Here is a 24,840-nt window from a genome sequence, read left to right on the forward strand (position 1 = left end):
GAAAGCTATTCCAGCACTTTCTCCATACCTGTGCTTCTACTTCCCTTGATGAGGATATGCGCATCGCTGAACTGCTGTTGTTGCAGCCATTTTGCTGCTTCGGCGGCGCTTTCAAGATAGATGTATGGATGGGATATTTTTTTGAAATCGCCACCTACTAAAACGACAGCGTCCCAGTGTGTGCGTTGTAGTAAACCGGCCAGTGTCTGGTGTTCTTTTACACTGTCTGCACCCAGTTCCATCATGGCGCCAAGCAGCAATATTTTTTTGGAAGCTTTCAGGCCCGCGAAGTTTTCGATGGCGGCTCTCATGCTGGATGGATTGGCATTATAGGCATCCATGATGATGGTATTACTACCTTGTGTGATGACCTGTGAACGGTTATTGGACGGGCGATAAGCGGCAATGGCAGGGCCTATTTTTTCTTCCGGCACTTTGAAATGGCTGGCTACTGCTACTGCGGCCATTACATTCGGAAAGTTGTATGCCCCGGTAAGTTGCGTTTGAATGAAGCCTACCCGGCTGTTACCGGTAACCTGTACACCAAGGAGTGCGTCGTCTGCAACAGGATCGCCGGTATAATCCGCATCTTTGCTGCCGTAGGTGATCACCTGAGGAATACCTTTGCTCATTTCTTTCAGATAGGCATATTCGTTACATACAAATACGCAGCCGTTATTGCTGCGCAGGAAATCATACAATTCGCCTTTGGCTTTCTTTACACCTTCTTCACTGCCAAATCCTTCCAGGTGAGCCTTACCAATATTGGTGATAATACCATGCGTGGGTAATGCTATTTTGCAGTAGCCTGCAATTTCCCGCTGATGATTTGCGCCCATTTCTATCACTGCTATTTCCGCATCAGTGGTGATGCTTAAAATTGTGAGCGGAACGCCTATATGATTATTGAGGTTGCCCTGTGTGGCGTATGTTTTAAATCCGGCGGCCAGTGCGGTATTAATCAGTTCTTTCGTAGTGGTTTTACCGTTAGTGCCTGTGATGGCGATAAAAGGGATACTTAATTGTTTACGATGCCATAGAGCCAGTTGCTGTAACGTTTCGAGAGCATTGTCCGTCAGCATCATTTTTTCCGGTACGGTGAAATAAGCAGCATCATCCACCACAGCAAAGGCTGCGCCCATCTCCAACGCCCGGGTAGCAAATTCATTGCCGTTGAAGTTGCCTCCTTTCAGGGAAAAGAAGATATCATTTTTCTTCAGCTTTCGGGTATCTGTCTGAACACTGGGGTGCTGCAGGTAGATGCTATATAGTTGTTCTATGGTCACGTTGAAAAGTATTTGTTACAAAAATAAGTGTAAGATATAAATAAAAATATCTGTTGCCACAGGCAACCTGCAACCAGAAACCCGCGTATTGTCAAACAAATCTGTTTTGCCTATATGAGATCAAAAATTTTGTTACTATTCTCAGGATGCCTGTTGGTGCTATCCTGTAAGAACGAGCAAGCGCCTGCACCTGTTAAGCCTGTCGATCCTAATAAGGTAGACTGCAGTAAGGCCAAGATCAATACCTCCTATGTCCTCGGAGCGATTAAGACCAATTGTACGGATAGAGGTTGTCACCGGTCAATGTTTTCCACGCCTGAGGGGCTGAAAGGCTATATCGGCACAAAAAGGGAAACATTCGAGCAACGGGCGCTCAGCGAACAGGCTACGATGCCACCAGCCCGCTTCCCGCGCCTGTCACAGGGCATGAAAGACTCCATCGCATGTTGGATTGGACGTGGTATGCCGGACGAATAATGAATGTTTCAAGTATGTTAAACCTGTCGTAAATGAAAAATCTGTTTCTGGTCATTTGTTGTCTGTTGCTCTCTGTGCAGGCATGGACGCAGGATGTGTATACCTGCCGTAATGCACAGTTGTCTTTCTTTTCCTCTGCACCGCTGGAAGATATAGAAGCTAAGACAGACAAGGGCGTATCAGCCATCAACATTAAAACAAAGGCTATCTATTTTAAAGTACCAATATCATCTTTCGAGTTCAAGAAAAAATTAATGCAGGAGCATTTTAATGAAAATTACCTCGAAAGTGATAAATACCCCTTCGCAGAATTCAAAGGTAATATCAGTAATGATGTTGATTTCAGCAAAGATGGTACCTACAACGTAACTGTATCCGGTACGCTCAATATCCACGGCGTTGGCAAACAATACCAGGAGAAAGGCGCCGTCACTGTACAGGGTGGCCGTATCACCACCACTTCCACTTTCAATGTCAGCATAGCTGATCATAAGGTCAGTATACCCAGGCTGGTGATCAAAAATGTGGCAGAAGTAGTGGCTGTAACGGTCAATGCAGTTTATACAGCAGTTAAATAATCTTACACTCAATGAAAAGACTCATCGCTATTATATTGTTTTGCTGCACCGGCAGCATTGTAAGCCAGGCGCAGAACGACCTGGACAAATTATTCGATTCCGCTGCAATCAGGCACCAGCCGGTGATGTATACCTACAAGGGTACACGCATTATCCTGGGGCATTCTACGGAAATGCTGCGCAAGCACGAACTGGATTTCCGTGTAGATCACCGCTTTGGTGATGCTGCCGGTGAATTCGGCGGCCCCAAGTCATTTTTCGGAATGGACAACTCCACGGATATACGTATTGCATTTGAATATGGTATCTCCGACAGGCTCATGGTTGGCCTGGGCCGCTCCAAAGGCTCCGGCATACAAAGCCAGCTGATAGATGGCCTCATTAAATATAAGTTGCTCTCGCAAACAACAGACAACCATGTGCCCTTTTCCGTGGCGTTGATGGCCAATGTTACCATTACTGCGATGACTTCCGCCAAGGACTCTGTGAATCCCGCGTTCTTTAAGGATGCGGCAGACAGGATGAACTATGTGGTGCAGGCTATCGTCTCCAGGAAGATAGGCGACCGGCTCTCACTGACACTGTCTCCTACCTATGTTCACCGCAACCGCGTAGGGTACATGGACATGAACAATATGTTTGCCCTGGGCGCCGCAGGTCGACTGAAACTCTCCAAAAGAGTGGGCTTTATTGTGGAATACTTCTATCCTTTCCGCACCCAGGAAAGCAAAGACTACTACAAATCGCAGGGACTCAGCTTTTACAACCCGCTGGGGGTGGGCCTGGAGATAGAAACCGGCGGACACGTGTTTCATATCAACTTCACCAACGCCACCGCAGTGCAGGAAAGCCAGTTTATACCTGAAACAACCACATCCTGGCTCCAGGGTCAATATCGCTGGGGATTCAATATTTCCCGTAGATTTACGTTGTTCGGGAAAAAGAATTGGAAAAAATAAGATGTCACATAAAAGAATATTCCTGGCTGGCCCGGGTGGCAGCATTGAAGCTGGGGGTGCAACAGGTGGCGATCGTGGTGGGCCGTACCATTTACCTGTACGGGGCCTCCCGCGCTCAGTTCCTGTCTGACGAAGCATGGGTACGGCATGAGGTATGCCATGTAAAACAGTACCAGCAATATGGTAAAGTTGTTTTCCTCTGGAGATACCTGGCTGAGTACTTCCGTAAAGGATATTATCTTAACAGCTTTGAAGTAGCCGCCCGGGCGTCGGAAAACGACCCCCGGATACTGGATGGTGTAGAAATAATCTAAAAAATCGTTAAAGTACATCTCCGGTCATATTTTTTCTGACCACTGGGTTTATTTTTCTTATTTTTACGTTAAAGGTTGATTATATGGTTAAGAAGGTAACAGAAGGAATCACCATAAGCGTGGAAACATTCTACCAGCCGGATTATTCAAATCCTATTGGAAGCGAATTCATGTTTGCTTACCGTATTACCATTGAGAATAATAATACATTCCCCATAAAGTTACTCCGCCGCCACTGGTATATTATTGATTCCAACAGCACCCATCGTGAAGTAGAAGGAGAAGGCGTCGTTGGTGTACAGCCGCTGCTCGCCCCCGGTGAAACTTATCAATACGTCTCGGGATCCAATCTGCGCACTGAGATCGGCAAAATGTACGGTACCTATACAATGGAAAACCAACTGGATAAGAAGATACTGGAGGTGAAGATCCCGGAATTCCAGATGGTGGTGCCATTCAAACTGAACTAATGCATATTTTTTGATTTTGGAATGTCGTGATTTCGGAATTATCTGACATGACTTCATCTCTATCATTTCCAAATCACGAAATCCCTCGTAAAATTCTACCTTGGTCTGTACTTCGACTCTCTGAATATCTCTGTTAAATTCCTGTTTTCCATCAATTGCTGCAGGGACACCTCCGGGTGATTATCCATGTATTTACTGATAATACGGTAGCCTACATAGTAGCCTATCTTGCCCGGCGAGCCTTCAGGCATACCTTGTGTGCTGGGAGCATCGCCCATAAAATGGCTTACCTGCTGCCAGTCGTTGGAATAAAGCAGGTTATTCTGTACGAAGAACTGCCAGATCATTTGCTCATTATCATGACACCATTGCAGCTGATTTTTCGTATAGCCGAACCTGATAGTGTCCGCGGTTTCCGGCAATACCTTATCCAGGAAATACTGCTGCTTGCCGGCTTCCACCATCTGCTCCAGCAGGTTGGCTGGTGTACGGGAAGGTGGATACATCTGTTGCTGAAGTACCTGAACACAGTTGGTGGTAATATATTCGGGGGCAAAACGTTGTATCATATATTCGGGGTAATCGGGGATACGTGCGTAAGGTGGATAATCCCCACCCATATACATATCCAGGCCAATGCCCAGGATGGAGTCTATGGTAATGGCGCCGTAGTTGGCGATACCAGAAACAAAGGTCACCACTTTAGGTGTTCTGAATGCCGGGATGTAGTATTTGATATAGCGGAAACTCTGCGTCAGCTGCTGTTGCAGCAGTGTAAGATCTTTGTATTTCTTCGCCACGTCATTGCCGAGATGCCGGAAGTCGGGTGTAGTAAGGAAAAGATGCAGTTGCTTTTGCACTTCGGTACTGCTGTCTGTATAGGCGCCGAAGTTCATAACATCGGACATATACACTGGCAGGAATACTGGCCACGTAGCATGCAGCCTGGCAAGCCCGGGCTGGATATTATTGGTGTCAATAGTGTAAAGAGCTGAGTCAAAACGCTCTACGGTAACATTCACGGGTATATGACTAACATCCGGGGCCTTTTTGCCGGAGTGGCAGGCACTGATGCCCAGCAGCGCTATCAGGCAGCCTGTAAGTAGGGTGTATTTATTAGTGTAACTTTGCATCGTTTTTAAAAACTCATTAAAGGGTAAAATTATTATATACTTGTATATAAAAGTGTATTACGTCTTTTAAAATTAGATCATTTATATGAAGCGGATTTTTTTCCTACTAATTATAACGGGGTTTGCGGGCGCCGCAATGGCACAGAATGGTTATAGTGCGTTTAGAGACAGGGTACGACTGGGTTTTAAAGTAGATCCGATGATCTCGGTGTTGAAACCTCAGGAGTCGGGCGTAAACCGTACATCCACCAAGGGCGGCCTGGGATTTGGTCTCATGGCCGATTTCAGCCTGAACGACCGCGGTAATTATAATATAGCCACCGGCTTTGAAGTAGTACTGGCTGGTAGTAAACTCAAATATGATGCGGGAAAAGGATTGAGTGATTACAAGCAGAATCCTGCTGAATATAACATGAAACTCACCTACATACAGATACCGCTGGCGCTGAAGCTTAAAACTACATCGGAAGGCGGCCTTGACTGGTGGGGACAATTCGGTACCTTCTTCGCGTTTCCGGTAAGCGGGCGCGCAGATATTATCTCCCTGAATCAAACCTATGACAGGGTGAATATTCTGAAGGAAATGAACCGCATCAACATAGGTATGCTCATTGGCGCCGGTGTGGAGTACCCGCTGGGCGAGACTATGAGCGGTGTTTTGGGCATTGTTTACCAGAATGGGTTTGTAGATGTTACCCGTAACGGCAAATGGAATGACGGCAGAGTGAATTTGAATAGCTTTGCATTGAGGGTAGGTGTATTTTTTTAATAACTCCCGGAGTTAATGATTTTATCCGGGTGATTATATTTTTTTTATGAAGATTATACTGGCACAACAGAATTATCATATAGGCAACTTTGAAAGCAATACGAAGAAAATCCTGGAAGGTATTCAGGCCGCAAAGGCCCAGGGGGCTGACCTGGTGGTATTTTCAGAATTATGCGTTTGCGGCTATCCGCCGCGTGATTTTCTCGAATTTGAGGATTTCATTGCACAGAGTTACCACGCCATCGATGTGATCAGGCAACATACCCAGGACATTGCTGTATTGGTGGGTGGTCCATGCCGCAATCCGCAGATAGAAGGTAAAGACCTCTTCAACGCTGCGTGGTTCCTCTACGAAGGTGAAGTAAAACAGGTAGTACATAAGACACTGTTGCCCACCTACGATGTATTTGATGAGTACCGCTATTTTGAGCCTGCCTACGATTGGAGTGTTATTCCATTTAAAGGGAAGAAGCTGGCTGTTACCATCTGTGAAGATATCTGGAACCTGGGAGACAACCCGCTGTACCGCATCTGTCCTATGGATCAGCTGATGTTACAGCAACCGGATGTAATGATCAACCTCTCTGCCTCCCCTTTTGATTATGATCATGATGAAGACAGAAAAGAGATCATCCGTGCCAATGTGCTCAAATACAAATTGCCCATCTATTACTGCAATACCGTGGGATCCCAGACGGAGATCGTGTTTGACGGTGGGTCACTGATCTTCGACGCACAGGGTAATATTGTGAAAGAGCTGCCATACTTTGTAGAAGCCATGGATGGCGTTGAGCTGGAAAAGCTTACCGGTAGTAGTACTGAGCTACCAAAACCTGTAGTGTTCACTCCGCTCACTGAGCTGATATTTGATCATAACATTCATCGCATTTATGATGCGCTGGTATTGGGTATACGTGATTATTTCAACAAGATGGGCTTTACAAAAGCTATCCTGGGCTCTTCTGGCGGTATTGACAGCGCTGTAACCCTGGCTATCGCCTGCGACGCATTAGGCAAAGAGAATGTACGCGCCGTGCTGATGCCGTCCCCCTACTCTACCGAGCATTCTGTGGATGATGCGGTGGCGCTGTCAGAGAATCTCGGCAACCCTTATGATATTATTCGTATCGACAATATTTACAATAACTTTTTGGATACACTGGAACCGTATTTCAAGGGGTTGCCCTTTAATGTAGCTGAAGAGAACACGCAGTCACGCATTCGTGGTAACCTGCTGATGGGTCTGTCCAATAAGTTCGGTTATATCCTGCTTAACACATCCAACAAAAGTGAGTTGTCTACCGGCTATGGCACCCTGTACGGCGACATGGCAGGGGGCCTGTCTGTGCTAGGTGATGTATACAAGATGCAGGTATATGCACTGGCAAGGTATATCAACCGTAATAAAGAGATCATACCTGTCAATATCATAGAGAAAGCGCCTTCCGCAGAGCTGCGCCCTGGTCAGAAAGACAGCGATAGCCTGCCTGATTATGCCGTGCTGGACAAGCTGCTCTATCAATACATAGAGCGCCGTCAGGGCCCTAAAGAAATCATCGCTCAGGGATTCGACCCGGCTTTGGTTTCGCGGGCCTTAAAGATGGTCAACACCAATGAATACAAACGTAATCAGTTCTGCCCTATCATACGCGTGTCCTCAAAAGCCTTTGGTGTGGGACGAAGGATGCCTATCGTAGGGAAATATTTAAGTTAGCAGTCAGCTTACTTCTCACTGCTAATACCTATTTTAACTACTTTTGCCAAAATTTGATCACTTAACATGTTACAAGTACCGTTTATACGTCAAAATAAAGAATTAGTCCTGGAGCGCCTGACCCTGAAGAATTTCAAGGAGCTGGCCCTCGTGGATGAAGTGCTGGCCCTCGATGATCAGCGTAAGAAGTTAACCCTGGAATATGATGAAACACAGGCGCAGATCAACAGTCTCTCAAAGGAGATCGGTAAACTGATGGCGCAGGGAAAGAAGGAAGAAGGCGAACAGCAGCGTGCTGCTGTAAATACCCTGAAAGAGAAGCTGGGTCCCGTGAATGAACAGCTCAACGCTACCGAAAAAGCGTTGCACGATACCTTGGTGAAGCTTCCCAACCTGCCTGCGGCTATAGTACCTCCCGGCAAAACACCGGAAGATAATGTGGAAGTCCGCAATGGGGGTAAGATTCCTGAGTTGGCTGCAGACGCGGTACCGCACTGGGACCTTGCCAGGAAATACGATCTGATCGATTTTGAACTGGGTAATAAAATCACCGGCAGCGGTTTTCCCGTGTACAAAAACAGGGGCGCCCGCCTGCAACGCGCACTGATACAGTATTTTCTGGATTATAATATCAGTAACGGTTATACGGAGTATGCACCTCCCTATCTGGTGAACGAGACCTCAGCCTTTGGTACAGGTCAGTTGCCCGATAAAGAAGGACAGATGTATCATGCCACGGAAGATAACTACTTTCTGATACCTACGGCAGAAGTGCCGGTGACCAACATCTTCCGCGACGAGATCCTGAAGGATACTGACCTGCCGATAAAGATGACTGCCTATACGCCCTGCTTCCGCCGCGAAGCTGGCTCTTATGGTAAAGATGTACGTGGCCTCAACCGCGTTCACCAGTTTGATAAAGTGGAAATAGTACAGATCGTGCATCCGGAAAAATCCTTCGATACACTGGATGAAATGGTAGCGCATATAGAAGGATTACTCAACAGCCTGCAGCTGCCTTACCGCATCTTGCGCCTTTGTGGGGGCGATATGGGCTTCGCTTCTGCTATCACTTACGATTTCGAGGTATATAGCGCAGCTCAGCAGAAATGGCTGGAAGTAAGCTCTGTATCCAACTTCGAAACATATCAGACTAACCGCATGAAGATCCGTTTCAAAGAAAACAACGGTAAGCCCGTGTTGACTCACTCTTTGAATGGTAGTTCCCTGGCATTGCCGCGCATCATGGCCTGCCTGTTGGAAAATAATCAGACTGCTGACGGTATTCACCTGCCGCCGGTACTGCACACATATTTCCGCGGTAATAAGATAGAACTGTAATCTTCGGATTTTAATTAATTATTTCGATAGGTGATAAAAGCGGCCGTTACGGCCGCTTTTTTTATTTTCGTACCATGCGACACTTTTTGCCCAATGGCTCGGAGCTTACCATCCGCCTGCCCAGAATAAGCGATGCGGCGGGACTGCTGGACAATTTCCAGCGGATGACGAAGGAAGGTGATTTCCTGCTGTTTTCCCATGCTGAAGCTATGGATCTGGATCTGCATTCGGAGGAGGATTTTATCGGTACCCATCTCGACAATCCGGATCAGTTGATGCTGATAGCGGAGGTGAGTGGCCTGATCGTAGGTTCGGTTACAGTTAATAACAGTGGTTACAGCAAGAAAAAGCATACAGCAGAAATGGGCATAGCCGTAGAACATGCCTGGAGCAATCTCGGGATAGGCCGTCGCCTGATGACAGCTATGATACGCTGGGCGGAAGAACATCCCGACTTGCAGGTCTTGTTCCTGAATGTATTTTCAAGCAATGAAAAGGCGATGCAACTATACCGTAACTTTGGGTTCCTGGAATGCGGCAGACTGCCACAGGGAATACAATTGCGGCCAGGTGCATATGCTGACCTGGTAACGATGTACCGCCGCGTAAAGTCATAATTTCAGATTCACAACAAAAGATATTTGTATGCAACGATATGATCGTCAGACAAGACTGGATGGCTTCGGCCCGGAAAAGCAGGCGTTGCTGCAACAGGCCTCCGTGCTCGTAATTGGTGCTGGGGGTCTGGGAGTACCCGTGTTGCAGTATCTAACGGCAATGGGGATTGGAAAAATGGGCATCGTGGAGCACGACACTGTATCCATTACCAACCTGCAACGGCAGGTGCTCTACACTACTGCCGATACCGGCAAGTCCAAAGTGCAGCTAGCCGTAAAACGGTTGCAGGAGCTCAATCCGGAAGTAAAGTTTATTATACATGATACCTGGCTCACTACAGATAATGCACTCGATATTATCAGCCACTATGATGTTGTAGTTGATTGCTCCGACAACTTTGGTACCCGCTACCTTGTGAACGATGCCTGCGTAATTGCCGGTAAACCACTGGTGTATGGCGCCATTTATAAATTTGAAGGACAGGTAAGCGTATTCAATTATAAGGGCGGAGCCACTTACCGTTGTATTTTTCCGGAAGCCCCGGAAGCTGGTGAGATGCTGAATTGTAATGAGATCGGTGTACTGGGCGTATTACCGGGCATCATCGGTTGCTACCAGGCCAATGAAACGGTGAAAATCATTACTGGTATTGGTACACCGTTGAAGAATCAGTTACTTACTATCGATACACTACATAACATACATCATACATTCAATATCACGCCTGTGGAGGCTAACCTTCAGATCAGCCAGCTACAGAAGGACTACAACCAATCCGTATGTGAAGTGATTGGCGTACAATCCTTATCTGTACAGCAGCTGCAGGAATGGTTGCAGAAAGACGAAAAGCTGCTGCTGGTAGATGTGCGGGAAGATGATGAATGGGAGATCTGCCATATACCACAGTCTGTACACATTCCGATGGGACACGTGTTACAGCATGCTGCCTCATTGAATGCCGATGCGCCGGTGGCGCTGATATGCCATCACGGTATGCGTAGCCGTGCTGTAGGACAACGTTTGACTGCAATGGGCTTTAAGAAGGTATACAACGTGGAAGGGGGTATTCATGCCTGGGCATGTGTTATAGATGATCAGATGCAAACTTACTGACAGTGATAACAGAACTTTGTATTTTATTTTTTCTGGTAGCGCTGCTGTATTCTGCGGCAGGCTTTGGCGGGGGCTCCAGCTACCTGGCCCTGCTGGCGTTATGGAGCGTGGATTTTCAGCTGATGAAATCCACAGCGTTGTTGTGTAATGTGGCCGTGGTGGCCGGGGGGGTCTATCATTTTTACAAGAACGGCCATCTGCCGCTGAAAAAGGCATGGCAGTTGTCGCTGGTGAGTGTGCCTATGGCGTTTATAGGGAGCTACATACCATTAAAGCAGGAAACATTTTTCCTGTTGCTGGGTATTGCCCTTACACTGGCGGCGGTGTTTATGTGTTACCGCATGTTCTTTGAAAAGGAAGGCGATCCTGTTCAGTTGCAGGAGGGCAGCGGAACTGTATACGGCGTCATCGGCGGAGCTATCGGGCTTCTATCGGGAATGACGGGTATTGGCGGTGGCATATACCTGGCGCCGGTACTGCGTTTGGGGAAATACGATACTGCTAAGAATATCGCGGGGCTAAGCAGCTTCTTCATTCTCGTGAATTCCATTGCCGGCCTGCTTGGCCAGGCGGCCAAACATGCAATAGTATTCGATGCCGCATTTGCAGGACCTTTGCTGATAGCTGTGATTGCAGGTGGGCAAATAGGTGCACGACTCAGTGCGAGAGTGTTGAAACCCAGATGGGTGGCTGGAGCTACAGCGATTCTGATTCTTTATGCAGGTGTAAGGATGATAATGAAATAGCTTTTATGTATCAGCTGTTGGCAACTGAAAGCTATTATCCTCCGATCACAGACATACTTTCCATTAATGAATCTGTATGCTGCTTTTCGGCTGTGAAACCGTCGGCGGGGCGGGTATGTATAGCGGATTGCAGGGCTGATAGCAATCCCGCGGGAGTAACATTGCCCCGCATCATATCTCTCACATTAAGCACGTCATTGCCGTACAGGCAGGTTTTTACGCTACCGGTGGCGGATATACGAATGCGGTTGCACGTACCACAAAACGTGCGGCTATAAGCGGGTATTACGCCAACATTACCCTGGTGACCGGGAATGCTGTAATTGAGTGATGTGGAGTGAGGTGCATCAGTTTCTTTTATCAGTGTATAGCTATTACTGATAGTATCCAGGATGCGGTGATAATTCCAGGAGATACCTGAAAAGGTGTGCCCCTGGCCGTTAAAAGGCATCTCTTCTATGAACCGCACTGACAGATTGTTTTCGCGCGTCAGCGCAACAAAATTATTTATCTCGTCGGTATTCACATCTTCCATTATTACCACATTTATTTTTACCTGCATGCCGTGTTGCAGCAAGTTTTCCAGCGTTTGCATCACCCCGGTGAATTTATCCCTGTGTGTGATTCGCCGGAAACGCTCAGCCTGCAAGGTATCCAGGCTGAGGTTGATGTTGTTGATACCGGCTGCCTTCAGCAAAGGAATGTAAGGCTGTGTAAGCACGCCATTAGTAGTAACAGCTATTTCAGTAATGCCTTGTATCCCTGAAATTCGTTCAAGCAACGGCATCAGGCCGGGGCGCAGAAAAGGCTCGCCACCGGTGATCCTCACTTTGGAGATACCAGCTTCTGCCAGCAGTTGCAGCAATGAAAAGATCTCATCATCCGTCAGCAGCTCCTTCCGGGGTACAAAGCGCATCAGCTCCGGCATACAGTAAGTACACCGGAGGTTACAGCGGTCGGTAACCGAAAGCCTAACGTAATCGACTATACGATGATGGGCATCCGTCAACATATATCAGCAGTTTTGGCCGGCCATTGGATTATCAAATGCCTGGCTGTCGTCCTCATCACGTTGGGTGAGGCATTGGAAATCCTTTTCCACCAGTACTTTCAATTCAGTGCCGTCTGTGTTGGGGAAGGTAAATTCAAAGCCCACTTCCTGAGGCGTATACCATTTTATGAGAATGGTATTGGGAACCAGCAGGTGCACGCCGTCGTGTTCCATCTTGATGGCAGGATTGTCAATATCTTTCCCGCGGACGCAGAAATGCAGCACTCCGGCGCCTATATGGGTACTGGATTCAGCTTTACCAGCTGTTTCCAGCAGCTCTACATCGTTTTTATCCAACCGGTAACGGATACTGTTACCCCTTAACCGTATCTTCATATAAAATCATTTTCTCCTCATTAAAAGTACTACATTATCATTGCTATATTGTAGTTTTAAAGCAACAATTTTGACGGTATGAGCTTACTGCTGTTTGGTGTGGTAAAAGATGTGGCAGGTGCTGCCAGTATCAGTTTCCCGGATCACATAAAAGATGTGGCAACCCTGAAGAGATGGTTGTATGATTCATATCCTGCGCTGAAACAGCTGAAATCCATGATGATAGCGGTAAACAGGGAGTATGCTGCTGATGGAACGGCGATCAGTGCGGAGGATGAAATTGCTGTAATTCCCCCTGTGAGCGGAGGTTAACATTGATTTTTTTTCGGAAGACGATGGATATTCTGTTAGATATAAGAGATGTGGTAACCGTACAAACGGCACTGGATTTCATCCAGACGCCGGAATGCGGCGGTGAGGTGATGTTTGCCGGTACGGTTCGTAACCATACGAAACGACGACCTGTTGTGAAATTATTTTATGAATGCTACCGGGAAATGGCCATCTCTGAAATGCATAAAATAGCGCAGCAGGTGCAACAGCAGTGGGATATAAAGAAGCTGGTTATCCTTCATGCTGTGGGGGAGAAATTTCCCGGCGATGTGGCTGTAGTGGTAGCGGTGGCAGCAACCCACCGTGGCATCGCTTTTGATGCCTGTGAGTACATAATAGATACACTAAAAGAAACAGTGCCTATCTGGAAAAAAGAATTCTTCGAAGATGGGGAAGCTGTCTTCTCATTGACCCCCTGACGTTTGCTGCCGTAACGCTTCAGCCTTTTCTTCCGGCGTATTCGCATTGAATTGCTCGGTAGCATAAGGATTGCTGAGCAATTCGATGTCGCTATTCAATAGTGTTTTGCGCGGGCAGTTTTTTCCCGCTATTACATTCTGCTCCAAAGCCGCCAGCCCGGCAGGCTCCCATATGGCGATCAATGGTTCCGGTAAATTATTCACCGGGCTGATAAAGGCCGTCGCCGCTTTATGCGGATTCCTGGACCTGATGAGCACTTCCAGGCTTTGGCTGCTGATCAGTGGCAGATCGCAGGCCAGCACCAACCATGCCGCTGCCGGGAATTGCTGGTGTGCGCTGAGCAGGCCAGCAGAGGGGCCACCATAGGGAACTGCGTCTGTGATAGTATTGGGATAGTTGTTGAATGCTGTGAGTTGTTCATGGCGGCACGACAGATATACCTCGTCTGTAAAGCCCGCCAGCAGCTGGCTAAGATACTGCCACTGGGGCATTCCATGGTATACAATCTTGCTCTTGTCTTCCTGCATACGGGTACTGAGACCACCGCAGAGCACCAGACCTTTCAAAGGCGCTGTATTATTTTCCAAAATCATGTTTACCACCTGTTTTGCTGATCAGTTTGGTTTCACGGATAATCATTTCCTGAGTGAAAGCTTTGCACATATCGTAAATCGTAAGGGCAGCCACACTGGCGCCTGTGAGGGCTTCCATTTCCACGCCTGTTTTGCCAGTGGTTTTGACAGTGCATCGGATCACTGCCTCATCTTCTTCCAGAGATATTTGTACGTCACAACTGTCCAGCAGCAGCGTATGGCAGAGAGGTATCAGTTCCGGCGTTTTTTTGGCGGCCATGATACCCGCAATGATGGCAGTCTGGAACACAGCCCCCTTGCTGGTTTGTATGTCTTTGTCGCGGAACTGTTCGCGCACGGCTTGCGGAAGATATACCCTGCTACCGGCAACGGCTATACGATAAGTGCTGTCTTTTCCGCTGATGTCTACCATAGCTGGCTGACCGGTAGCGTCGAGATGTGTAAAACCACTGCTTGATGGATTGGACATAAAATCATAAATTTAAATCATCTTCACCCTCACAAAAGTACTAAAATGATGCTTGATGTAGCTGCTGCTTATACGGCCGTGTTACAAACAGTACGGGACACCGGAACTGAGATATTGCCGTTTGAATCTGCTACTGGCCGCATTTTGCGTGAAGAGGTGCAGGCAGACAGGCCTCTCCCTCCATTCGACCGTGTGACAATGGATGGTATCGCTATTGTGTATGATAGTTTTCACCGTGGCCAGCAGATCTTTGTAGTGGAAGATATACAAGCCGCAGGGGCCCCACGGCTGCAGCTTTCCAATACCGCTAACTGTATGGAAGTGATGACGGGGGCCATTCTGCCTGACCTCACCGATACTGTTATCCCCTACGAGCACCTGGAAGCCTCTGAACATGAGGGTTTCCGCCGCTTCGCCGTTAATACCGACGTAAAACAGGGGCAAAACATACATCTCAAAGGATCTGATGTGGAAGCTGGGTATACGTTGCTACAGCCTGGCGCTATTATAGGACCAGCAGAAATGGGTGTGCTCGCAACTGTCGGTAAAACACATGTGCAGGTAGCAAAGCTGCCACGCGTAGCAGTGATCGCGACCGGCAATGAGCTGGTGCCGGTACATGCCACGCCGGAAGAACACCAGGTGCGGATGTCCAATGTTTACAGCCTGGTGGCCTCTTTGCAACAGATGGGGATCTCTGCGGAATACGTTCACCTGAGCGATGATGCCACTGAAATGCAGGTAAAACTACGACACTTACTACCGGAAACGGATATATGGATAAGCTCCGGCGCTGTGTCTGCCGGTAAATATGATCATCTGCCTGCGGTATTGCAACAGCTTGGAATGCAGCAGGTTTTCCACAAAGTGAGGCAACGGCCCGGAAAGCCTTTCCTGTTTGGTACTTTCAACAATGGTCCGGTGGTATTTGCCTTACCAGGGAACCCGGTATCTGGATTCATGTGCTTTTACCGGTATGTTCGCCCGTGGCTGCAAGCTGCTATGGGCGCTGAAAGGCAACCGCCTGCCTATGCAGTGCTGCAGGAGAATATGAATTTTGAGCCATCTCTGGAATATTTTTTGCCGGTTAAACTGACATCGCTGCCTGATGGCGCCGTTGGCGCAGTCCCACAACCATACCACGGTTCCGGTGATCTGGCCAGTTTGCTGAAAGCTGATGCTTTTATGGAATTGCCCGCTGACGAGTCTGTATTTAAAAAAGGAAGTTGTTATCCTGTGTGGTTGTTCCGTTAAACCCAAACGGAAAACCGGAGTCTTACATTAAATAATTTTTGCTTATGCCTGCAGTCTCCCACAAACTGGAAATGCAACATCTGGCCTGGCGCGCCGGGTTCGGTGAAACCCTCCCTGTGATCTCCTCATGGGAAAACAGAAGACGTAAGGAAATTGTGAATAAAATACTCATCGGTCCAAAAAACGCTGAAATAGAATCTGCAGATGTTATCAATATAACAGACTTGCCCGATTATAAGCGTCTCAAAGAAATGAGCCAGGACGAAAAAAAGAAAGTGAATGAGATGAATACCCAGGGCATCAAAGATCTCAACGTAGCCTGGACAAATCTCATGATAAAAAGTGAACATCCTTTGCGTGAAAAGATGAGCCTCTTCTGGCATGGGCATTTTGCCTGCCGCACGCAGAATGTCATATTTAATCAGCAGTTGTTGGGTATCATCCGTGAAAATGCTTTGGGCAACTTCGGAGAGCTGTTGAGCGGTGTGTCTAAAACACCTGCCATGCTTCAGTTTCTGAACAATCAACAGAATCGCAAAGCGCATCCCAATGAAAACTTCGCGCGCGAAGTAATGGAGCTGTTCACTATGGGGCGCGGCAATCACACCGAAACAGATATAAAGGAAGCTGCCCGCGCCTTTACGGGATGGGGCTTTGATGATGCTGGGAGTTTCGTTTTCCGCGATAAACAACATGATGATGGTGAAAAAACTATTCTTGGAAAACGTGGGAATTATAATGGTGATGATGTCTTGAAAATATTACTGGAACAAAAACAAACCGCAAAATACATCACCACCAAAATATATAAATACTTCGTCGATGAAACGCCTGATGAAGCCAGGATCGCTGTATTGGCTGATAAATTCTATCAATCCAACTACGACATCAAAGCGCTGATGCGCGAGATATTCATGGCCGACTGGTTCTACGATAGCAAATATATCGGCAACCGGATCAAATCGCCGGTGGAGCTGTTGATAGGCATTCGCAGAACAGTGCCTACCGCTTTTGAACAGGAAGAAGCCATGCTCGTGTTTCAACGCATCCTCGGGCAGGTGCTCTTTTATCCGCCCAATGTGGCTGGCTGGCCCGGAGGGCGTAACTGGATCGACAGTTCCAGCCTGATGTTCCGCATGCGCGTGCCACAGGTGATCCTCTATTCTCAGGTAATGAACGTGCGCCCTAAAGAACTGACGCCGGAAATGGGAGAAGGCGCCAACTATAAAATGACGCTGCAAATCAATGATTTCCTGAAAAGACAATATGCAAAGAAAGTGAATGCCCGTATCAACTGGGACCCTTACATAGAAGGATATAAGGATGTGAAGCGGGAAGATCTGGCCCAAACCATTGCTGGTACACTGTTGCAGACGAATGGTAACATCACGCCGCAATTGCTGGAAAAATATGCTGACAGCAGCACCCGCGAGAACTACATCAAAACAGTAACAATTGATGTAATGAGTACGCCGGAATATCAATTATGTTAACAGTTACAGGCTAATGCCTCACCGCTTAAAATTTGTTCTATGCTGATCCTTAACAGGCGCCGTTTTTTACAGGTAGGTTCACTGGCTTCCGCAGCCGTGATGATGCCCAAGTTCCTGAAGGCATTTGAATCCGGGGCACTCGTGCCTCCCGGAAACAAAGTGCTGGTGATTATCCAGCTCTCCGGCGGCAACGACGGACTCAATACAATCATTCCTTATCGCAACGATATTTATTACCGCTCCCGTCCCACACTGGGCATCAAAAGGGAAGCCGCACTTACTCTCAATGATGACCTGGGTATCCATCCCTCGCTTACCGGCCTGAAGTCACTGTACGATGACGGTTCGCTGGGGATCATGAATAATGTGGGTTATCCCAATCCCGATCGTTCCCATTTCAGATCGATGGATATCTGGCACACTGCCAGCCAATCTGATCAATACTGGACTGATGGCTGGGTCGGCCGCTACCTTGACGCACAATGCAAAGGCTGCGATAAGCCCACACAGGCACTGGAAATAGACGATACACTGAGCCTTGCATTAAAAGGAGAACATGCAAAAGGACTCGCACTCACTGACCCTACCAGACTTTTCGGCAGCAGCAACGACAAGTACTTCAAAGATCTGATGCAGCAGCATACACATGAAGACGAGCATCATAATGTAGAATATCTCTACAAAACCATGAGTGAGACGATATCATCTGCCAACTATATCCAGCAACAGTTTAAGACTTACCAGACCAAAGAGGCGTATCCCAACACAGAACTGGGGCGCAACCTGCGTACCATCGCCAATTTGGTGATGTCCGATATCAATACCAAAGTGTATTACGTTTCTCACGGTAGTTTCGATACACACGTAAATCAGCAGGACCAGCAGGCGCGCTTGTTCCAGCAGTTGAGCGAGGCCCTTACCGTATTCACTGGTGATTTGAAAAAGAATAACCGTTTCCAGGATGTGGTGGTCATGACCTTTTCTGAATTTGGCCGGCGCGTAGGGCAGAATGCCAGTGGCGGCACTGATCATGGCACTGCCAACAATATGTTCCTGGTAAGCGGTGGGTTGAAGAAAGCAGGTATTCTCAACGATGGTCCGGATCTGACAAATCTGAAAGAGGGCGATCTGCAATATAAAGTGGATTTCAAAAATGTATATGCTACGCTGCTGGGTCAGTGGTTAGGTGCTAACGATAAAGAGATCCTGAAAGGGCAATATAACTACCTGGATTTTGTTTGATTATGTCATTAATAAAAGAAAAGGACGCCATTATCGGCGTCCTTTTTTGATAAATAAACTATCTGTCTTTACAAATTATCCGGATTAAAATTCTTCACAACCCCAGCACTCACTGGCTGACAGTTTTGATCACAGCCCGGAACGCACCGTCTTTCAATTCCCTGGAAAGGCCCGACCCTCCTGCATCTGACAGGGTGCCAATGAATTTACCTTCTACTGTGACATTATCGATGCGGGTAATATTGATAAAACAGTTACTGCTTCCTTTGGAAGAAAGCGTAACAGGATAGGGATTATTCAATATCACCTGTAGCGTATTCCCTTCCCTGGAACAAGGATATATGCCAGGAGTGAAAGGCAGTGCCGGTGCTACCAGTGTGAGACTTATCACATCTCCGGTATAACTCTGGCCGATGACTTCCATTTTAGGAAAATCGTTCAGCGGATCTGTGTCGGTGAAATCAGGAACATACACGGTTCCTTTCGGATTTTCCGACAGATAAATTTTATTGTCGAGTTTCAGAGAGACAAATTTTCTGTCCTGACTGTCATTCTTATCCTTCTGGCAGGAAATGCCCAGCAGCATGGTGATTCCGAGTAGCACGGGGATGAATATGCGCATAGGTATTTATTATGAAAAGTTTTAATGAAAAATCGCGATAAAAATAAACAATTTCAGATACAAAAACGGATGCATGAACGTGTTTGTTACATTTCCGTTTATGCATCCGCGTTATCATGAAAAGATGAGGCGCCTACGCTTTGCGCGCAGTACGGTAAAGATACCACCCCATAAAAACAAAGAAGGCACATCCCAGCACGTAATAGCCACTTTCACCCATAGAAGAAAGGATACCCGCCTGTCGTTGGTTTACCGCACTCAGGAATGATGCAGACCAGTCGAAGCCGGCCAGTATGGCAATGATTACACCAGCTACAGCGCCGCCTGCCACCAGACCGGTAGCAAACAGGTTGCCTTTACCCAGCTCTTCATCTGCAACGGATTCATGGGTTGATTTGCTTTTCCTGTTTACAATGCCACGTATAGCGCCACCCACAAAGATCGGAAGCGTGGTAGACAACGGCAGATATGCACCTACCGCAAATGACAACGAGTTAACACCACACAGCTCCATGGTGATGGCCAGGAAAACGCCTACCAACACAAATTGCCAATCGAGATTGAATGACAGGATGCCCTTGGCCAGCGTCGCCATCAGCGTGCCCTGTGGAGCAGGGTAATAGGTACTGCCGATAGCATGTTCTGTAATGCCTTTGCTGATCATCTCAGCAGTGGGTTTATCAAGGAATTTTACAGTGAGTCCTATCACTACAGAAGAGACGATAGCGCCAATGAATAATGCGAGCTGCTGGTACATCGGTGTGGCGCCAACAATGTAACCAGACTTGAGATCTTGTGATGTACCGCCAGCGTTGGCTGCGGCAATACAGATCATACCACCCACTACCAGTGCCATTGGCTCATATAATTTTCCGGTCCAGCCTACCGCGATGAATACGAGACAGGTGCCCATCAGTGTAGCGATCGTCATACCGGAGATAGGGTTGTTGGAAGATCCGATCAGCCCAACAATCCTGCTGGATACAGTTACGAAGAATGCGCCGAAGATCACTACCAGCAGACCTACCAACAGTTTCTTACCAATAGAGTCACCTGGCAGCTGCGGCAGGAAAGCCATGAGCAAGATCAGTGCAATACTGCCTATCAATACTATTTTCAGGTTGAGATCGCGTTCTGTTCTGGGCATACTGCTCTTGGCATCAGCAGATTCGTTGCCGTCTTTGATAGCGCCGATGCTGCCTTTGAAAGAAGATATGATAGTGGGTATTGTTTTGAGAAGGGTAATAAACCCTCCGGCTGCTACAGCTCCTGCGCCGATCTGGCGCACATATCCGTAATACACGGCTGCTGAATAATCAGAGAAGGTATGTGTTACGGGATTCCAGTCGCCTTGTCCGCCCGGAGTTTGTAAACTCGCGAGGTAGCCTACTTTCACAAGCTGGGAAGCAATCATGTCTGCGGGAAGTAGCGAAGCAAGCAGCGGTATCAGCGCAAGCCAGGACAATACGCCGCCAGCTACCAATACACCGGCAATACGAGGGCCTATTATGTAGCCAACACCCATGTATTCAGGAGTTATGTCGGCACTGATCTTTGCAGAAGGGAAAAATTTGCTGGCCTGTTTTGTCATGTATTCCGGTGTTTCGGCAATTACATGCAGCACTTTTTGCAGGATCGCATATATGAAAGCGAAGCCCAGGCCCTGGAAAGCAGTTTTGGCAAAATCGCCACCCTTTTCTCCCGCAATGAGTACATCCCCGCAGGCAGTGCCTTCCGGATAGGGTAGTGTTTTATGTTCTTTTACAATGAGTGAGCGCCTGAGCGGGATCATCATGAGCGTGCCGAGGATACCGCCGAAGATGGCTAGTGTAAGAATGGTAAAGTAGTTGAAATACTGGGCGCCACCTCCATTGCTGAGGAATAGGAAGCCAGGTAATGTAAACACCACGCCTGCTGCAATGGACTCACCGGCGGAACCAGTGGTCTGGATAATATTGTTTTCCAGGATGGTGGTTTTGAAGAATTTTCTGCCAAGTGTAATGGCGATAACGGCGATAGGGATAGAGGCAGAGACAGTAAGACCTGCTTTCAGTGCGAGGTATACGGTGGCGGCGCCGAATATGATACCGAAGATACAGCCCAGTAAAATGGATTTTAGGGTGAACTCTTTCATCTGTACGCCAGGAGGTACGAAGGGTTTGAAGTTGTTGTCCGACATAAGATTTTTTTGAATTACAGGAATAAGGTAGAAAAATGTATAAACGACATCATCGTCAAAATAAAAATCAGGCAAAGATAAGAGCGATACCTATTTCCACTCCGATCTTTGCCTGATATGGGTTTATAGCTAACGATTGTCAGCCATAGATTATTTTACACCGTGCATCCATTTTTTCAGGAAGCTGGTAGAGATGAAAAGCAATATAGCTGCAGCACCTGGCAGGATTACAAACACCATGAAGAATTCATACAGGTTATGAATGGTGAAACCTGCGAAGGTCGGGTAATGTGCCGCCAGTTTCAGTTCCTTTAATTTATCCAGTTGCTGTGCAGTAGCGGTGATAGTACCATCAAGGACGCCTTTCAGGTTTATACCGTTTTGTGTTGCCAGCTGAAATTTATCGGTAGTCGGAGGTAATAATGCACCCAGTGTACCCGCCAGTGCATATCCGGCGGCATTAGCCAGGAACCAGACGCCCATCAGCAGGGAAGAGAAACGGTGTGGAGCCAGTTTAGCTACCAGTGACAAACCTATTGGAGATAAGCACAGTTCACCAAGGGTATGGAACAGGTACATGAGGATCAGCCAGCCTACGCCCAGTTTTTCGCCGTCGCCAAGGTTTTTTACCTGGATAGCGATAATGAAGAAGCCCAAGGCCAACAACGCCAGACCGATAGACTGTTTCACCGGAGAGATAGGTTCCAGGTTACGTTTCTGGAGCTTCAGCCACAACCAGCTGAATGGAAGCGCAAATACTATAATGAAAATGGAGTTGGCGTTCTGGATAAAGCTGGGAGGCATATCCCAACCCAGTAAACGACGGTCAGTCTGATAGTCAGCGATGAAGGTGAGAGAGGAGCCAGCCTGTTCAAAACAAGCCCAGAAGAAGATCACAAAGAATGCAACAAAGTACAGTACAAGTATACGTTGTCTTTCAATTTTAGTGATGGATTTATCTGTCATGATCAGCACTGCAAGACTGATACCGGATGCATAGATGAAAGGATAGAGCCAGGATTTGATTGGATTTGGATCGACAGAAACGAAATGAATGCCGAGGAACAGTACAACCAGTAATACCAGCACGCCAATGATAGAAGTCTGAGAGAAGTGTGCTTTATCAGCTTCACCGGTTACATTGGCGGTGGGTTTGCTGAAATCTGGCTTAGCGCCAATGGCTTTACCGTCAGGGGTAACCACATATTTGTCTTTCAGGAAGGAAAACAGGATGGTACCGAGGAACATAGCCAGGCCGGCAGCGAGGAAGCCCCATTTAAAGGCGCTTACTATTCTCACTCCTTCGATCTTCACATCTCCCAGGATCGGGCAGATCAGCATCCCAAGGAATGCTCCTACGTTGATACCCATGTAAAAGATAGTGAAGGCAGAATCGAGGCGGCTGTCGTTTTTAGGATACAGCTGGCCTACCATGGAGGAGATGTTGGGCTTGAAGAAACCATTTCCGAAGATGATTACCAGGAGGGCAACCCCTACCAGGATCTTGGCGAGTTCCATATTGGTGGCATACAGGGTAGCACTTAATACCATGAGCATCTGGCCGCAGCCCATAATGAACCCACCGAGAATAATACAGTTTCTGTTACCGAGATAACGGTCGGCGATATAACCGCCAAGCATAGGAGTAAGATAGCACAGACCAAGAAAGCCACCATAGACATAGGAAGAATCTGCTTCAGATAAAGCCAGCGCATTTACCAGGAAGAGCGTCAACAACGCTCTCATGCCATAAAAGTTAAACCGTTCCCACATTTCCGTGGCAAATAATACCGAGAGGCCTTTAGGATGCCCCTTTCCCGAGACAGTCGAAGGCTCTTGAGCAACAGCAGTTTGCGTCATAAATGGTTAGTTTTAGCAATAGTTGTTTTAAGGTTCTGTTAAGTCTTTAATTGAGGCAAGTTAAATAAAATCAGCTATCCCGGAAAAAAATGCTACAAATGGTCAATTTTTGTAGTTTTTTGATCTTTCTTTGCATTTTCTTTCGCACCTGCATTTATTAGGCAAATCGTATGAACATATTATTACTAGGTAGTGGTGGCCGGGAACACGCGCTGGCCCTTAAAATGTCGCAAAGTACCCAATGTGGTAAATTATTTATAGCACCGGGTAATGCCGGTACCGCGCAATGTGGCACCAACGTGAATATGGGGGTGAGCGATTTTGAAAAGATCCGCACCTTCTGCCTGGAAAACCAAATAGATCTGGTAGTACCCGGTTCAGAGGAGGCGCTGGTAAATGGGATCTACGATTTCTTTCAGCAGGATGCCGCATTAAAACATATCCCTGTGATGGGCCCGTCCAGATTCGGCGCCCAGCTGGAAGGCAGTAAGGCCTTTGCTAAACTGTTCATGCAGCGTCACAACATTCCTACAGCAGGTTACCGCGAGTTCAATGCAAATAATTATGATGAGGGAGTAGCCTACCTTAAACAGCATTCCTTACCAATTGTGTTGAAGGCTGATGGCCTGGCGGCTGGTAAGGGGGTGGTGATCACTCCCTCCCATGATGAGGCGCTCGCTGAGTTTGAGCAGATGATCAGGGCCGCTAAGTTTGGCGATGCCAGCAAAACTGTTGTGATAGAGGAATTCCTGACTGGTATTGAGTTGTCTGTTTTTGTGATCACCGATGGACATACGTATAAGATATTACCTGAAGCTAAGGATTATAAAAGGATTGGTGAGGGCGACAAAGGCCTGAACACCGGAGGGATGGGAGCCGTATCTCCTGTACCTTTTGCAGATGCCGCTTTCATGAGCAAGGTCGAAGAAAAAATTATCCGCCCTACAGTAGCGGGTTTGTCGAAAGAAGGCATTGTTTATAACGGATTCATCTTTTTTGGCTTGATTAATGTGGAAGGAGAGCCTTTCGTAATTGAGTACAACTGTAGAATGGGCGACCCTGAAACCGAGGTAGTAATGCCAAGGCTGAAGAACGACCTGCTGGAGCTGTTTTCAGCAGTTAGCGCCGGGCAGTTGGGAGCACAAACGATCCACACCGACGAACGTGCAGCCGCCACCGTGATGCTGGTATCAAAAGGTTATCCGGAAGCATATGAAAAGAATAAAGCCATTACCGGCATACCTGCCGCCACTGCCAACCAGGTGGTGTTTCATGCAGGAAGCCGGCAGGAAGGCAGCCAGGTGTTCACCAACGGCGGCCGCGTACTGGCTGTTACGTCCCTGGCAGAAAGCCTGTCTGTAGCGCTTTCGCACTCCGTGCAGACAGCAGAACAGATCAGCTTTGAGGGTAAAACATATCGCAGGGATATCGGATACGAGTTTCTTTAACAGGAAAGATTATTTTTGCTGA

26 protein-coding genes are annotated in these 24,840 nt (G+C 47.4%); 17 read left to right on the top strand and 9 right to left on the bottom strand.

Annotated elements, in window-relative coordinates:
* Positions 1-5: 5 nt before the first annotated feature.
* Positions 6-1,286, bottom strand: coding sequence for a UDP-N-acetylmuramoyl-tripeptide--D-alanyl-D-alanine ligase (locus tag VM802_RS18750; RefSeq protein WP_325533343.1), 1,281 nt, complete (start codon positions 1,284-1,286; stop codon positions 6-8).
* Positions 1,287-1,400: 114 nt separating this feature from the next.
* Between VM802_RS18750 and VM802_RS18755 the strand changes: the two genes are divergently transcribed.
* The 5 genes from VM802_RS18755 to apaG all read left to right on the top strand — a co-directional run bounded on the left by VM802_RS18755 (position 1,401) and on the right by apaG (position 4,084).
* A complete protein-coding gene (locus VM802_RS18755) occupies positions 1,401-1,763 on the top strand; it encodes a hypothetical protein (protein ID WP_325533345.1) in 363 nt (120 codons plus the stop codon).
* 32 nt (positions 1,764-1,795) lie between these two features.
* On the top strand, positions 1,796-2,341 hold the full coding sequence (locus VM802_RS18760) for a YceI family protein (protein ID WP_325533347.1): 546 nt from the start codon (positions 1,796-1,798) through the stop codon (positions 2,339-2,341).
* Positions 2,342-2,352: 11 nt separating this feature from the next.
* Positions 2,353-3,300: a DUF5777 family beta-barrel protein gene (locus VM802_RS18765; protein ID WP_325533349.1), complete on the top strand. Its 948-nt coding sequence runs from the start codon at positions 2,353-2,355 to the stop codon at positions 3,298-3,300.
* Entirely contained in the window at positions 3,288-3,614 is a 327-nt protein-coding gene (locus VM802_RS18770; RefSeq protein ID WP_325533351.1) for a DUF4157 domain-containing protein, read from the top strand. Before VM802_RS18765 ends, VM802_RS18770 begins: the two co-directional genes overlap by 13 nt.
* A gap of 83 nt (positions 3,615-3,697) precedes the next feature.
* Positions 3,698-4,084, top strand: coding sequence for a Co2+/Mg2+ efflux facilitator ApaG/CorD (apaG, locus tag VM802_RS18775; RefSeq protein ID WP_325533353.1), 387 nt, complete (start codon positions 3,698-3,700; stop codon positions 4,082-4,084).
* Positions 4,085-4,179: 95 nt separating this feature from the next.
* On the opposite strand, the gene gldB is transcribed toward apaG, so the two are convergent.
* Positions 4,180-5,217, bottom strand: coding sequence for a gliding motility lipoprotein GldB (gene gldB / locus VM802_RS18780; RefSeq protein WP_325533355.1), 1,038 nt, complete (start codon positions 5,215-5,217; stop codon positions 4,180-4,182).
* An 85-nt stretch (positions 5,218-5,302) separates the two neighbouring features.
* On the opposite strand from gldB, the gene VM802_RS18785 reads away from it, so the two are divergent.
* The 6 genes from VM802_RS18785 to VM802_RS18810 all read left to right on the top strand — a co-directional run bounded on the left by VM802_RS18785 (position 5,303) and on the right by VM802_RS18810 (position 11,518).
* Positions 5,303-5,986, top strand: a complete 684-nt coding sequence (locus tag VM802_RS18785) for a porin family protein (RefSeq protein WP_325533357.1) — start codon at positions 5,303-5,305, stop codon at positions 5,984-5,986.
* A gap of 46 nt (positions 5,987-6,032) precedes the next feature.
* The gene (locus VM802_RS18790) at positions 6,033-7,700 is read left to right on the top strand and encodes an NAD+ synthase (protein WP_325533359.1); all 1,668 of its coding nucleotides are present in this window, start codon (positions 6,033-6,035) and stop codon (positions 7,698-7,700) included.
* A gap of 66 nt (positions 7,701-7,766) precedes the next feature.
* Positions 7,767-9,041, top strand: coding sequence for a serine--tRNA ligase (serS, locus tag VM802_RS18795; RefSeq protein ID WP_325533361.1), 1,275 nt, complete (start codon positions 7,767-7,769; stop codon positions 9,039-9,041).
* A gap of 74 nt (positions 9,042-9,115) precedes the next feature.
* On the top strand, positions 9,116-9,658 hold the full coding sequence (locus VM802_RS18800; protein WP_325533363.1) for a GNAT family N-acetyltransferase: 543 nt from the start codon (positions 9,116-9,118) through the stop codon (positions 9,656-9,658).
* A gap of 28 nt (positions 9,659-9,686) precedes the next feature.
* A complete protein-coding gene (locus tag VM802_RS18805) occupies positions 9,687-10,772 on the top strand; it encodes a ThiF family adenylyltransferase (protein WP_325533365.1) in 1,086 nt (361 codons plus the stop codon).
* Between the two features lie 2 nt (positions 10,773-10,774).
* On the top strand, positions 10,775-11,518 hold the full coding sequence (locus VM802_RS18810) for a sulfite exporter TauE/SafE family protein (RefSeq protein ID WP_325533367.1): 744 nt from the start codon (positions 10,775-10,777) through the stop codon (positions 11,516-11,518).
* Between the two features lie 34 nt (positions 11,519-11,552).
* On the opposite strand, the gene moaA is transcribed toward VM802_RS18810, so the two are convergent.
* Together moaA and VM802_RS18820 are read right to left on the bottom strand one after the other, a co-directional pair.
* On the bottom strand, positions 11,553-12,530 hold the full coding sequence (moaA, locus tag VM802_RS18815) for a GTP 3',8-cyclase MoaA (protein WP_325533369.1): 978 nt from the start codon (positions 12,528-12,530) through the stop codon (positions 11,553-11,555).
* A 3-nt stretch (positions 12,531-12,533) separates the two neighbouring features.
* The gene (locus VM802_RS18820; RefSeq protein WP_325533370.1) at positions 12,534-12,905 is read right to left on the bottom strand and encodes a DUF7009 family protein; all 372 of its coding nucleotides are present in this window, start codon (positions 12,903-12,905) and stop codon (positions 12,534-12,536) included.
* Between the two features lie 78 nt (positions 12,906-12,983).
* Here VM802_RS18820 and moaD point away from each other — a divergent pair, with 78 nt between their 5' ends.
* Entirely contained in the window at positions 12,984-13,217 is a 234-nt protein-coding gene (gene moaD, locus VM802_RS18825; RefSeq protein WP_325533372.1) for a molybdopterin converting factor subunit 1, read from the top strand.
* A 23-nt stretch (positions 13,218-13,240) separates the two neighbouring features.
* Positions 13,241-13,657: a molybdopterin synthase catalytic subunit gene (locus tag VM802_RS18830; RefSeq protein WP_325533374.1), complete on the top strand. Its 417-nt coding sequence runs from the start codon at positions 13,241-13,243 to the stop codon at positions 13,655-13,657.
* On the opposite strand, the gene mobA is transcribed toward VM802_RS18830, so the two are convergent.
* Together mobA and moaC are read right to left on the bottom strand one after the other, a co-directional pair.
* A complete protein-coding gene (gene mobA / locus VM802_RS18835; protein WP_325533376.1) occupies positions 13,643-14,251 on the bottom strand; it encodes an NTP transferase domain-containing protein in 609 nt (202 codons plus the stop codon). The two genes, VM802_RS18830 and mobA, sit on opposite strands and share 15 nt — an antisense overlap.
* Entirely contained in the window at positions 14,235-14,720 is a 486-nt protein-coding gene (gene moaC / locus VM802_RS18840) for a cyclic pyranopterin monophosphate synthase MoaC (RefSeq protein WP_325533378.1), read from the bottom strand. The genes mobA and moaC overlap by 17 nt, the downstream gene beginning before the upstream one ends.
* A 45-nt stretch (positions 14,721-14,765) precedes the next feature.
* Between moaC and VM802_RS18845 the strand changes: the two genes are divergently transcribed.
* From VM802_RS18845 to VM802_RS18855, 3 genes are read left to right on the top strand one after another with little or no spacing between them, the layout of a single operon-like run.
* On the top strand, positions 14,766-15,974 hold the full coding sequence (locus VM802_RS18845) for a molybdopterin molybdotransferase MoeA (RefSeq protein WP_325533380.1): 1,209 nt from the start codon (positions 14,766-14,768) through the stop codon (positions 15,972-15,974).
* A gap of 44 nt (positions 15,975-16,018) precedes the next feature.
* Entirely contained in the window at positions 16,019-17,467 is a 1,449-nt protein-coding gene (locus tag VM802_RS18850; RefSeq protein WP_325533382.1) for a DUF1800 domain-containing protein, read from the top strand.
* 39 nt (positions 17,468-17,506) lie between these two features.
* The gene (locus VM802_RS18855) at positions 17,507-18,709 is read left to right on the top strand and encodes a DUF1501 domain-containing protein (protein WP_325533384.1); all 1,203 of its coding nucleotides are present in this window, start codon (positions 17,507-17,509) and stop codon (positions 18,707-18,709) included.
* Between the two features lie 109 nt (positions 18,710-18,818).
* On the opposite strand, the gene VM802_RS18860 is transcribed toward VM802_RS18855, so the two are convergent.
* The 3 genes from VM802_RS18860 to VM802_RS18870 form a co-directional block, all read right to left on the bottom strand.
* Positions 18,819-19,331, bottom strand: coding sequence for a hypothetical protein (locus VM802_RS18860; RefSeq protein WP_325533386.1), 513 nt, complete (start codon positions 19,329-19,331; stop codon positions 18,819-18,821).
* A 133-nt stretch (positions 19,332-19,464) separates the two neighbouring features.
* Positions 19,465-21,510 carry an OPT family oligopeptide transporter gene (locus VM802_RS18865; RefSeq protein WP_325533388.1) on the bottom strand — a complete coding sequence of 682 codons (2,046 nt, stop codon included), beginning with the start codon at positions 21,508-21,510 and terminating at the stop codon, positions 19,465-19,467.
* Positions 21,511-21,660: 150 nt separating this feature from the next.
* Positions 21,661-23,370: a peptide MFS transporter gene (locus tag VM802_RS18870; protein WP_325533390.1), complete on the bottom strand. Its 1,710-nt coding sequence runs from the start codon at positions 23,368-23,370 to the stop codon at positions 21,661-21,663.
* A gap of 170 nt (positions 23,371-23,540) precedes the next feature.
* Here VM802_RS18870 and purD point away from each other — a divergent pair, with 170 nt between their 5' ends.
* Entirely contained in the window at positions 23,541-24,818 is a 1,278-nt protein-coding gene (gene purD, locus VM802_RS18875) for a phosphoribosylamine--glycine ligase (protein WP_325533392.1), read from the top strand.
* Positions 24,819-24,840 lie beyond the last annotated feature (22 nt).

It is taken from the genome of Chitinophaga sp., from assembly GCF_035538455.1.
Classification (GTDB): Bacteria; Bacteroidota; Bacteroidia; order Chitinophagales; family Chitinophagaceae; genus Chitinophaga.